The organism is Xanthomonas bonasiae, assembly GCF_014836395.1.
GTDB lineage: Bacteria > Pseudomonadota > Gammaproteobacteria > Xanthomonadales > Xanthomonadaceae > Xanthomonas_A > Xanthomonas_A bonasiae.
Genome location: NZ_JACSQX010000001.1, coordinates 270,700 through 281,919, shown reverse-complemented (window position 1 = coordinate 281,919; position 11,220 = coordinate 270,700). Strand labels below are relative to the sequence as shown.

The 11,220-nt window shown below is 68.5% G+C and carries 13 protein-coding genes; 6 read left to right on the top strand and 7 right to left on the bottom strand.

From position 1 onward, the window contains the following. Positions 1 to 129: 129 nt before the first annotated feature. The 7 genes from H9658_RS01260 to H9658_RS01230 all read right to left on the bottom strand — a co-directional run bounded on the left by H9658_RS01260 (position 130) and on the right by H9658_RS01230 (position 7,141). Positions 130 to 960: a transporter gene (locus H9658_RS01260; protein ID WP_191824075.1), complete on the bottom strand. Its 831-nt coding sequence runs from the start codon at positions 958 to 960 to the stop codon at positions 130 to 132. A gap of 31 nt (positions 961 to 991) precedes the next feature. Next, positions 992 to 3,154 (bottom strand): acyltransferase family protein, encoded by a 2,163-nt coding sequence (locus H9658_RS01255; protein WP_191824074.1) that lies wholly within the window; start codon positions 3,152 to 3,154, stop codon positions 992 to 994. Between the two features lie 2 nt (positions 3,155 to 3,156). Beyond that, the gene (locus tag H9658_RS01250) at positions 3,157 to 3,933 is read right to left on the bottom strand and encodes a DUF2058 domain-containing protein (protein WP_191824073.1); all 777 of its coding nucleotides are present in this window, start codon (positions 3,931 to 3,933) and stop codon (positions 3,157 to 3,159) included. A gap of 21 nt (positions 3,934 to 3,954) precedes the next feature. Continuing rightward, positions 3,955 to 4,218, bottom strand: a complete 264-nt coding sequence (locus H9658_RS01245) for a SlyX family protein (RefSeq protein ID WP_047325588.1) — start codon at positions 4,216 to 4,218, stop codon at positions 3,955 to 3,957. Further along, complete coding sequence (locus H9658_RS01240; protein WP_191824072.1) at positions 4,181 to 5,524, bottom strand: UDP-glucose dehydrogenase family protein; 1,344 nt, start codon at positions 5,522 to 5,524, stop codon at positions 4,181 to 4,183. The genes H9658_RS01245 and H9658_RS01240 overlap by 38 nt, the downstream gene beginning before the upstream one ends. Before the next feature lie 15 nt (positions 5,525 to 5,539). Beyond that, a complete protein-coding gene (locus H9658_RS01235; protein WP_179565110.1) occupies positions 5,540 to 6,487 on the bottom strand; it encodes an FKBP-type peptidyl-prolyl cis-trans isomerase in 948 nt (315 codons plus the stop codon). Positions 6,488 to 6,574: 87 nt separating this feature from the next. Next, positions 6,575 to 7,141 (bottom strand): glutathione peroxidase, encoded by a 567-nt coding sequence (locus H9658_RS01230; protein ID WP_225209655.1) that lies wholly within the window; start codon positions 7,139 to 7,141, stop codon positions 6,575 to 6,577. A gap of 130 nt (positions 7,142 to 7,271) precedes the next feature. On the opposite strand from H9658_RS01230, the gene H9658_RS01225 reads away from it, so the two are divergent. Genes H9658_RS01225 through H9658_RS01200 form a run of 6 tightly spaced genes read left to right on the top strand, consistent with a single transcriptional unit; the run spans position 7,272 to position 11,214 of the window. Beyond that, positions 7,272 to 7,508: a hypothetical protein gene (locus H9658_RS01225; protein ID WP_009603375.1), complete on the top strand. Its 237-nt coding sequence runs from the start codon at positions 7,272 to 7,274 to the stop codon at positions 7,506 to 7,508. A 2-nt stretch (positions 7,509 to 7,510) separates the two neighbouring features. Beyond that, positions 7,511 to 7,873, top strand: coding sequence for a GntR family transcriptional regulator (locus H9658_RS01220; RefSeq protein WP_046980357.1), 363 nt, complete (start codon positions 7,511 to 7,513; stop codon positions 7,871 to 7,873). Next, positions 7,870 to 8,751, top strand: coding sequence for an ABC transporter ATP-binding protein (locus H9658_RS01215; protein ID WP_191824071.1), 882 nt, complete (start codon positions 7,870 to 7,872; stop codon positions 8,749 to 8,751). Before H9658_RS01220 ends, H9658_RS01215 begins: the two co-directional genes overlap by 4 nt. Continuing rightward, positions 8,748 to 9,728 carry an ABC transporter permease gene (locus tag H9658_RS01210; RefSeq protein WP_179565112.1) on the top strand — a complete coding sequence of 327 codons (981 nt, stop codon included), beginning with the start codon at positions 8,748 to 8,750 and terminating at the stop codon, positions 9,726 to 9,728. Before H9658_RS01215 ends, H9658_RS01210 begins: the two co-directional genes overlap by 4 nt. Positions 9,729 to 9,785: 57 nt before the next feature. Then, positions 9,786 to 10,613, top strand: coding sequence for a GIN domain-containing protein (locus tag H9658_RS01205; RefSeq protein ID WP_191824265.1), 828 nt, complete (start codon positions 9,786 to 9,788; stop codon positions 10,611 to 10,613). Between the two features lie 40 nt (positions 10,614 to 10,653). Then, positions 10,654 to 11,214, top strand: coding sequence for a DUF2884 family protein (locus H9658_RS01200; protein WP_191824070.1), 561 nt, complete (start codon positions 10,654 to 10,656; stop codon positions 11,212 to 11,214). The last annotated feature ends 6 nt before the right edge of the window (positions 11,215 to 11,220 follow it).

Genomic DNA, 11,220 nt, shown 5'->3' with positions numbered 1-11,220 from the left:
TCGGGAGAAGGTGCCCCGGAGGGGCGGATGAGGGTACGGGCGCAGCCTCCTGCACCCAAGTCCGCGAGTCGCTGCGCGCCGGACCCTCACCCCAACCCCTCTCCCGGGGGGAGAGGGGCTTAGGGCCGCTCAGCGCAGCAGCACCGATACGCCGAGGCCGCCCTGCCAATCCGACGTCGGCGCGGACAAGCCGCGCAGCACCGACAGGTCGAGTTGCACGCGCTGGGCGATCAACCAGGTCAGCCCGGTGCCGAGCGCGCGCATCTCGTCCTCGCCGCCGCCGAAGCCGGCTTCGGCATAGGCGCTGAGGTCGCCCCGCGCGTAGAACGTATAGCTCGGCGACACGGTCCAGCCGTGGCCGTCGTCGCTGTCGCTGAGGTTGGCGTACAGCGCGACATTACGGCCGCCGTCCAGGTCCCAGCCGGCGCTGACGCCGAGATCGTAGCGATGCCCATCGTCGCCGTACGGCGCGCGCCCTACCGGCACCGCGGCGGTGCCGAGCACGGCCCAGGAAAACGTGTCGCGCGTGCTCGGCAACGCCCATTTCAAACCGATGCTGGCATCGCCGCCGCCATGCCCGCGGAAATCCTGGCCGGTGCCGCGCACGCGCTGCCAGACCTGGCTGTCGATGGCCAATTGCAGCTCCGCCTGCGCGCTCAGGCCGATCCGCAGGCGGCTGTCGGCCACGTACTCGGTGGTGTGCACGCCGCCGCTGCGGTCGTAGCTCACGTCCGACAGCGCCTGCTCCCAGGCGATGCCGCCGGCCGGCAGGGTCTGCGACGCGAAGCCGATGCCGGGGCGGTCGAACGCCGGCGCGTCGTCGGCATGGGCGACGCGCGCGGCGCCCAGAGCGCCGAGCGCCAGCGCGCAATGCAGGAACGCCGCGGCGCGATGCGTTGCGCATGCGCCGCGGATGCGGACCTGCGCGCGCAACGGCGCAACGGAACTGGCTGTGGTCATGGTCTGCCTCCGCAAGAGCGAGCGCCGCCGCTCACGGCGCCGTGCCCGATTCTGCCTGCACCGCCTTGAAGTGCGCCGTGAAGCTCGGCAACAGCAGCCGATTGCCGTAGCCGCTGAGGTGATCGGCATCGAAAAACAACGGGTGCCCGTCGCGCATGCCGGCGCAACGCTGCGGCTCGCACAGCACCGGCAACGGATCCCAGACCGAGGCATGCGGCAGCCGCGCGGCGATCCGCTGCAGGCTCTGCAGCACCGGCGCGCGGTAGCGTTCCATCGTGTCGCGCTGGATCTGCGTGCCGCGCGCGCAGATCGCGTTGCCGCGGTTGAACCAGTCCGAACAGCGGTACGGCGGCGCGCGCAGCAACGGCTTGGGCGCCTCGAACACGATGCGTACCCCGCGCTGCGCCAACGGCTGCAGCAACGCGACCGCCGCCTCTTCGCCGGCAGCGCGTACCGCCTGCGCCTGCGCACTGTCCTGCTCGGCCATCACCGCCGCCTCGTCGAACAGCTGGGTCTGCTCGGCCAGGCGCAGCAGGCGCAGCGCGGGCAGGAACAGCACGTCGCCGTCGCGCGCATGCGCGGTGACATCGGCCAGGGTGCTGCGCTCGTAGGCCTGGCAACCGGCGTGCGTCGCCTGCCAGGCCTGCAGGCCCACGATCGGACACCCGCCGACGCCGTACAGGCGCACCGCCACACCGCTCTGCAGCGCGAAGCGGCGCAGCAGTTCGTTGTAGGCCAGTGCGTGCGAATCGCCGGCGACGAACAACTGGGTCGGCTTGTGCGGCGTCTCCAGGCCGCGGTCGTGCAGGTCGCAATCGCCGCGCTCGAACAGCTTGGCGCTGCCGACCTGCAACTCCGCCCGTCCGCTCTTCAGCGTGCAGTGCGGGAACTCCTTGCGCATGCCCTTGGCATACGCGTACCAATCCAGCGGATGCCGGCTCACCGTGCTCAGAGAGTAGTAGCGCTGCGTGTCCAGCAGCAGCGCATGCACGCCGGCGGCGAGCAGGATCAGGCCCAGCCCGGCGGCGATGGTGCGCGCCGGCGTGCGCGCCTTGCCGATGCGGCCGCTGCGCCATGGCAGTTCCACCCAGCGGTACGAGGCGATCGCCAGCGTCGCCACCAGCAGCAGCGCCATCGCTTTGGCCAGCGCCGACTCCAGGCCCACCGTCCAGCGAAACAGCACGAACACCGGCCAATGCCACAGGTACAGCGAATAGGAGACGCGGCCGATCGCCACCACCGCGCGCTGCGACAGCGCCCGCTTGATCCAGCCGGCCGGCGCGCCATGCAGCAATCCCAGCAGGCCCAGCGTACCCAGTACCGGCCACAGGCCGTCGGGCCACGGCGAGTACCCGGGGCGCGCACGCCACAATCCGTAGCCGACCAAGCCCAGCGCCAACGCCAGCAGCGGCGAACGCCAGTTCCAGGCAGCACGCGGCGCCGGCGCAGCGCCGGCATCGAAGCGTCCGCTCAGCGCCAGCGCCTGGTACAGCAGCACGCCGCTGCCCAGTTGCCAGAAGCGCGCGGTGGTCAGATAGAAGGCAGCGCCGGCCTCGCCGCCACCGCGGCTGCGCAGCAGCGCATACGCCAGCGAACCGGCCGAAGCCAGCGCCACCAGCAGCGTCGACCACGCGCGGCCGCGGCCGCCACGGTTCCAGGCCAGGAACAGCAACGGGAACAGCAGGTAGAACTGCTCTTCCACGCCCAGCGACCAGGTATGCGTGTACGGATTGAACTCGGCCTTCGGCGAGAAGTAATCGTTGTCGCTGGCGGCCAGCACCCAGTTGCTGAGGCCGACGAAGGCCATGCGCCCGGTCTTGGCGCTGGTCTCGCTCAACCAGGAGTCGGGAATGAACAGGCCGCTGGCCAGCGCGGTCGCCAGCAGACAGGCCACCAGCGCCGGCGCGATGCGGCGCATGCGCCGCGCATAGAACTGCGCGAACACGCCCCAGCTGCCGGCCGCCGGCAAGCGCTGCAGCGAGGCGCTGACCACGAAGCCGGAGATCACGAAGAACACGTCGACGCCGGTGAACCCGCCCGGCAGCCAGGCCGGATCCAGGTGGTAGGCGATGACCGCCAGCACCGCGAGCGCGCGCAGTCCGTCGATATACGGCAGATAGCCGCCCGCCGCGTGCGCGGGCGATGACGGGTGCAGGCGCCCGGCCCCTGCGCGCCCCAACCCTGGGAAAGCCACGCTTACCAGACCAGGTCGTCGGGGATCTGGTACTTCGGATCGGCGTAGGGATCCTCTTCGGCCGTGGCGTTCGGATCGACCCGCAGCGCCACCGACGCCGGGAAGATCGCCTCGGCCTGATCCAGCAGCGCCGCGGTCACCAGCAGGTAGCGGCCGTTCTGCTGCAGCACGCCCAGCTCGCCGGCATTGAGCGCCTTGAGCTGCTCGGCGGTGACGTAGATGCGCTTGATCTTGCCGCCATAGGGGAAATGGCGGGCGATGTCGGCCTCGGCGTGGTTCAGCGCCTGGTCCTTGAGCAGTTCGTCGAGCTTGGCCCGCGCCTCGCGGCGCAGCCGCGCCTGTTCCTGCTTGAGCCGCTCGGCCTCGATGCGCTCGTCCTTCTCGCGCTGCGCACGGATCGCATAGGCCTTGGCCAGGTCGATGTCCTCGCGCGTGCGCGGCGGCCGTGCGGCATGCGGCCGCGCCGGCTGCTGGCCAGGCGCGCCCTGCGGCCTGCCCGCACCCTGCGGACGGCCGCGGCCGTCGCCTGCCGCATGCGGGCGCGCGGCGCCGTCGCCGCGCGGCCGGCCGGTGCCGTCATGCGCACGCGCGCCATCGGGCTTGCCCGCGGCATGCGGGCGTTCGCCACGCGCGCCGGCCGGCTTGTGGCCGTGCGCCGGACGCTGGCCGGGCCGCCCTCGCGAGGGCGGCGCGGGCGTGGCGTTGCGCTCTGGGCGTTCGGGTTTCGGCACAGGCTTGAAGCCCAGGCCCAGCAGCTGGTCGCGGAGGGTATCGCTCATCGTGGCAGGATCGGATCGGTATCAATAATGCGGAGGGGGTGGTTCGTCGGCGGCATCGGCATACAGCGTGCTGCGCACCTTGCCCAGGTCTTCGAGCAGATGGCGCAGCAGCGTGGCGTTGCGTTGGCTTTCGGCACGCGCCTCGGCCAACGCATCGCTCACCTCGGACAGCGCCTGTTCCTGGAAGGACAGGCGCGTCTCCAGCTCGATCAACCGGTTCTCCAGCAGTCGATCCTGGGTGGAGAAGTCATGCTTCACTGATCGAACGCCCGCGGCCGATGCCATAGTAAGCGAGGCCGAAGGTCTCGATTTCCTGCGGATCGTAGAGATTGCGGCCGTCGAACACCACTGCGTCGCCGAGCAGTTCCTTGATCCGGGTGAAATCCGGGCTGCGGAACTGCTTCCATTCGGTGACCACGACCAGCGCATCGGCGCCTTCCAGCGCCGCGAAGGCGTCCTCGCAGAAACTCAGGTCGCCGCGTTCGCCGAAGATGCGCTTGGCTTCCTCGGTCGCCTCCGGATCGTAGGCACGCACCGTCGCCCCGGCCTCCCACAGCTGCGCCAGCAGGCGGCGGCTGGACGCGGCGCGCATGTCGTCGGTATTGGGCTTGAACGCCAGGCCCCACACCGCGAAGGTCTTGCCGGCCACGCTGGCGCCGCCGTAGTGGCGCTGGATCAACTCGTACAGATGGCCCTTCTGCGCCTCGTTGACCGCTTCCACCGCATCCAGCAGCTTGGCCTCGTGGCCGTACTGCTGCGCGGTGCGCGCCAGCGCCTGCACGTCCTTGGGGAAGCACGAGCCGCCGTAGCCGGCACCCGGGTAGATGAAGTGCCAGCCGATGCGCGGATCCGAGCCGATGCCCTGGCGTACCTTCTCCACGTCGGCGCCGACCCGCTCGGCGATGTTGGCGATCTCGTTCATGAAACTGATCTTGGTCGCCAGCATCGCGTTGGCCGCGTACTTGGTCAGTTCGGCCGAACGCACGTCCATCTCCACGATGCGGTCGTGGTTGCGGTTGAACGGCGCGTACAGGCGGCGCAGGCGCGCGGCGGTGCCCGGCTTGCTGCTGCCGATCACGATGCGGTCCGGACGCATGCAGTCGGCGACCGCGTCGCCTTCCTTCAGGAATTCCGGATTGGACACCACGTCGAACTCGATCGTCTCGCCGCGCTTGTCCAGCTCGGCGGCGATCGCCGCGCGCACCTTGTCGGCGGTCCCGACCGGCACCGTCGACTTGTTGACCACCACGGTCGGTCCCTGGATGTGCTGGCCGATGGTGCGGGCCACCGCCAGCACGTACTGCAGATCGGCGCTACCGTCCTCGTCCGGCGGCGTGCCGACGGCGATGAACACGATATCTCCATGCGCGATGGCGCTGGCCGCATCGGTGGTGAAGAACAGCCTCCGTGCGGCGTGATTGGCCTTGACCATCGGCGAGAGGCCAGGCTCGTAGATCGGGACCACGCCCTTGTTGAGCCCATCCACTTTGGCTTGGTCGATGTCCACGCATACCACGTGATGGCCTACCTCGGCCAGACAGGTTCCGGTGACAAGCCCGACATAGCCGGTGCCGAATATCGCTACGCGCATGTAATCTCCTTTCGGTTATTGAAGGATGCCCAACAGTTCAACGTCGAAGGTGAGCATGGAATCCGGGCCGATCGGGCCGCCCGGCGTGCCCTGCGGGCCGTAGCCCAGGTTCGACGGAATCCAGAAACGGTACTTGGAGCCGACCGGCATCAACGCCACGCCCTCGCTCCAGCCCGGCACCACCTGGCTGAGCGAGAACTCGGCCGGTTGCCCGGTCTTGTACGAACTGTCGAACACCTCGCCATTGAGCAGCTTGCCTTCGTAGTTCACCCGCACTTTGCTGGTCGGCATCGGCCGTTCGCCGCTGCCCTGGCGCAGCACCATGTACTGCAGGCCCGACGGCGTGGTGACCACGCCCTTCTGGGTCTTGTTCTGGGCCAGGAAGGCATTGCCCTTCTCGCGGTTCTCGGTCGACGCGGCGGCCTGCTTGGAGGCGCTGTAGGCCTGCAGCGTGGCGGCCGCCTGCTCCTGGGTCATCGCGGTGTCGCCCTTGGCGAACACGGTACGCACCGCGCCCATCAAGGTGGCCAGATCGATCTCGTTCTGGATCCGCGCCAGCGACGGGCCGACCGCGCGATCGCCGAGCATCAGGCCCACGTTCTGCTTGGACACCGGCGGCGGCTGGCTGCCCGGCGCCATGCCCGGGATCGGCTGCCCGGCGCGCGCGGCCATCTGCGTGCGCAATGCGGTGTCGGTGGCCTGCGCCTGCTCGTCGGACAGCAGCGGCTTGCCGCCCTTGAACGCGTTCTCGATCGCGCGCTGCATGGCGTCCAGGTCGATGTCCTGGGCGATCGGCTCGAACGAACGCGCCACATCCATGCCGATCGCGTAGCTGACCTTCTGCTTCTCGCTGCCCAGCGCCGCGGGCTTGGCCGCCGCCGGCGCCTGCGCGGACGCGGCGCCCGCGACCACCGCCATCCCCATCAACAGCGACGCTACGGCGCCGCGCATTCCCATCTTCATTCGCTACGTTCCTGGAAGTGAATTAGAGGCGCCGCCATGGCGCAGAGGCCGCATTGTCGCATGCGCGGCAACGATATCGACCCGGATTCAATGTGATCCCGGCTGCGCTTTCAGTTCGCGTTCGATGGCCGCACGCAAGGACGGATCGTCCGGCGCGATCTTGCTGGGGAACTGCGCGACCACGCGTCCGTCGCGCGCGATCAGATACTTATGGAAGTTCCAGCCCGGCGCCACGCCGGTGGCCTTGGTCAGCTGCTGGTACAGCGGCGTCGCCTCGGCGCCGAGCACATGCACCTTCTCGAACATCGGGAACTTGACCCCGTAGGTCAGCGTGCAGAATTCCTGGATCTGCTTCTCCGATCCGGGCTCCTGCCCCTTGAAGTCGTTGGACGGGAAACCGAGCACGCTGAAACCCTGCGCGGCGTAGCGCTGCTGCAACTGCTCCAGGCCGTCGTACTGCGGGGTGAAGCCGCACTTGCTGGCGGTATTGACCACCAGCAGCACCTTGCCGCCGTAGGTCTTGTTCAGATTCACCTTGTCCTTGCCGGCCAGCGGACGGTAGTCCAGGTCCAGCAGGGAGGCCGCCCAGGCACTGCCGACGGTGCCGGCAGCGGCCAGGATCGCGAGGAAAAACAAACGCTTGGATAGTTTCATCAGGGCACCGTAAGAGGAAAAAAGAAACGCGCAGGCACTAGGCCATGAGTTGGGGCGATCGCTGTGTTGACATGACGTGTGACGGTGTTATAGTTAAATACAACACCACTCACCCAGAGCAGGGCCAACGATGAACCTCCAACGCATGCAGCGCAGCCTTCCGGCCATGGTCATCGTCGGCGCCCTGTTCTCGGTGAGCTGGGTCGGCGCCCAAGGCAGCCAGGGACGGTCGCCCGATTATGGCGCCAGCGAGCCGCAGGAAGACAGCCACGCCCCTCCCGCCGCGCCCGCGCCGGTGCGGCGGATGCGTGCATCGCTGTCGATGCCCTATTTCTCCTTCGCGCACACCCTGCGTCCACGGAGCTGACCATGAGCGATATCCAATGGAGCGATGGCGCTCCGATCTACCGCCAGCTGAAGGATCGCGTGATCGCGATGATGCTGGACGGCATCATCAAGCCCGGCGACGCGCTGCCCTCGGTGCGCCAGGTCGCCGCCGAATACCAGCTCAACCCGATCACCGTCTCGCGCGCCTACCAGGAACTGGCCGACGAGGCCCTGGTCGAGAAGCGCCGCGGGCTGGGCATGTTCATGACCGAGGAAGCGGCCAAGAAGCTGCGCGGCAGCGAACGCGACCGCTTTCTCAACGAAGAGTGGCCACTGGTGCTGGAACGGATCCAGCGCCTGGGCCTGACATTGGAAGACTTGTTGCCACCGGGGAAAACACCATGACTGCCGCTGTCGCCGCATCCGAATCCGTCGTCTCCGCGCGCTCGCTGCGCAAGACCTACAACCACAAGCCGGCGCTGGCCGATGCCTCCTTCGCGATCGCGCCGGGCCGCATCGTCGGCCTGATCGGCCCCAACGGCGCCGGCAAGACCACCGCGCTGAAAGCGGTGCTCGGCCTGACCGCGGTGGAGGGCGAACTGCGCGTGCTGGGCATGGACCCGCGCAGGCAGCGCAACGAGTTGATGAACGACGTGTGCTTCATCGCCGACGTGGCGGTGCTGCCGCGCTGGATGCGGGTGCGCGAGGCGATCGACTTCGTCGCCGGCGTGCATCCGCGCTTCGACCGCGCCAAGTGCGAGCGTTTCCTGGCCAATACCAAGCTCACCCCCAAGCTGCGCGTGCGCGAGATGTCCAAGGGCATGATCGTGCAGCTGCACCTGGCGCTGGTGATGGCCATCGACGCGCGCCTGCTGGTGCTCGACGAACCGACCCTGGGCCTGGACATCCTGTACCGCAAGGAGTTCTACCAGCGCCTGCTGGAAGACTACTTCGACGAACAGAAGACCATCGTCATCACCACCCACCAGGTCGAAGAGATCGAGCACATCCTCACCGACGTGCTGTTCATCCGCGACGGCCGCATCGTGCTCAGCGCCGACATGGAGCACATGGCCACGCGCTACACCGAACTGCTGGTGCCGGCCGAACGCATCGACGCGGCGCGCGCGCTGCAGCCGATCGACGAGCGCGGCCTGCCGTTCGGCAAGACCGTGTTCCTGTACGACGGCGTGCCGCAGGCGCAGCTGGCCGCACTCGGCGAAACCCGCAATCCCGGCCTGGCCGACCTGTTCGTCGCCATCATGAAGGGGACCTACGCATGAACGCACCCGCAAAGTCCATCTCTGCCCTGACCACCTTCAAGTGGCTGCTGAAGCGCGAATACTGGGAAAACCGCGGCGGTTTCCTGTGGGCGCCGGTCATCGCCGGCAGCGTGATCACCGTGCTGTACGCGGTGCTCGCGCTGATCGGCACCGTGGCCGGCCGCGGCAACGATACCAACAGCATCAACTGGGACGGCGGCCCGCAAAAGGTCAACGAGATCATCGGCGCCGTGGGCGACGGCACCATGCTGGCCGGCGTGTTGCTGGCCTGCATCGTGCTGGGCTTCGTGGTGTTCTTCTACGCGCTGGGTTCGCTGTACGACGACCGCCGCGACCGCAGCGTGCTGTTCTGGAAGTCGCTGCCGCTGTCGGACTTGAACACGGTGCTGTCCAAGGCCGCCTGGGCGCTGCTGCTGGCGCCGATCGTGGCGATCGGCATCGGCTTGCTGATCGGCATCGCGCTGTGGGTGATCACCGCATTGACCCTGTCGGTCAACGGCGTGCAACAGAGCGGCGCGGTGTTCACCCACTCGCATCCGCTGCGCATCATCGGGGGGGTGCTGTCGAACCTGCCGATCTACGTGATGTGGTCGCTGCCGACCATCGGCTGGCTGATGCTGTGCTCGGCCTGGGCGCGTACCAAGCCGTTCCTGTGGGCGGTGCTGATCCCGGTCCTGGGCTGCGTGATGGCGAGCATGATGGGCATCCTGCCGATGCTGCACGTGAACCACAACGCGATCTGGTACACGGTGGTCTACCGCGGCCTGCTGAGCGTGCTGCCGGGCACCTGGCTGCCGGTGCTGAGCGAGAGCGCGCCGCCGGCGCAGATCGACGGGGCGCAGGACCTGGCCAACGCGATCCAGCTCAGCGATGCCTGGCGCATCTTCCAGAGCGCCGACATCTGGATCGGCGCGGCGGTCGGCGTGGCCTTCATCGTCGCGGCGATCTACCTGCGCCGCTGGCGCGACGAAGCCTGATCCGCACCGCTCTCTCTCTCTTTCCCGATTCCCTCTTTGCATATGGAGTTCACGATGATGCGCAAGACCTTGCTGCTGTCCGCGCTGCTGCTGGTACCGGGCCTGGCCCTGGCCGACGAATGCCGGCATTCGGAGCCACGCAACCTGAAACTGGACCTGGCCGGCGCCAAGAATGTGATCTTCGACGCGCAGCAGAACAACCTCAAGCTGACCGGCGCCAGCAGCGGCGCCGCGTTCGAACTGCGCGGTCGCGCCTGCGCCTCCGATGCGGACATGCTGAAAGAACTGACCGTGCGCCAGCGCCGCGAAGGCGACACGCTGATCGTGACCCTTCAGCATGACGGCAAGATCCACGGCATCAGCTCGGGCACCCGCTATGCCTACCTGGACCTGGCCGGCAGCGTGCCCAGTTCGCTGCCGGTGCAGTTGCGGCTGGGCTCCGGCGATGCCGACATCGGCGGCGTGGCCTCGCTCGACACCACGGTCGGCTCCGGCGACCTGCATGCGCACGGCGTGCGCGGCGCGGTCAGCGCCACGGTGGGATCGGGCGACATCGAACTGCGCGACGTCGGCAGCCTCAGCCTGCCGACGCTGGGTTCGGGCGACGTCAAGGCGAGCCAGGTCGGCGGCGACGTCAAGATCGGCACCGTCGGCTCCGGCGACCTGACCGTGCACGGCGTGCGCGGCGCGGTGCAGATCGGCAGCATCGGCTCCGGCGATGCGCAGCTGCGCGACGTGACCGGCAGCGTGGCGCTGCAGTCGATCGGCTCCGGCGACCTGGAAGTCAGCGGCGTCGGCGGCAACCTCACCGTGGAGCGGGTCGGCAGCGGCGACATCCACCACAGCGGCGTGCGCGGCAGCGTCAACGTGCCCAAGCCGCGCTGAGCCGCGGCCTTCCCTTCTCGCTTCGACCGAGGACACACCCATGCAGCATCATTCCCTGGCGCCAGCCGGCGTCGCCCTGATCGCGCTATTGGCCCTGGCCGCCTGCCAGCCCTCGACGCCGCAGTCCGACCGGACCACCAGCAACACGCCCAGCGCGCGCAGCCTGAGCTTCGACAACGGCGACATCACCCTGAAGGTGTCCGGGCAACCGCCGGCGACCATCACCCGTGCCGGCGACCTGCTGATCGACGGCAAGCCGGTCGCGGTCAGCGCCGAGCAGCACGCCTTGCTGGTGTCTTACCGCGCGCAACTCGGCGCGGTCGGCATGCAGGGCCTGGAAGTCGGCAAGCAAGGCGCCGCGCTCGGGGTGAAGGCGGCCGGCGATGCGCTGGCCGGGGTCATCAGCGGCAACACCGACCACGTCGGCGAGAACATCGAGGTGCAGGCCGAGAAGCTCAAGCAGGAAGCGCTGAAGATCTGCGGGCAGGTGGCGACGCTGCGCCAGGCGCAGGACACGTTGGCGCAGCAGCTGCCGGCATTCCGGCCCTATGCCAGCCTCGATGCCAGCGACATCAGCGACTGCGACAAATCGGTCAAGTAATTGCGG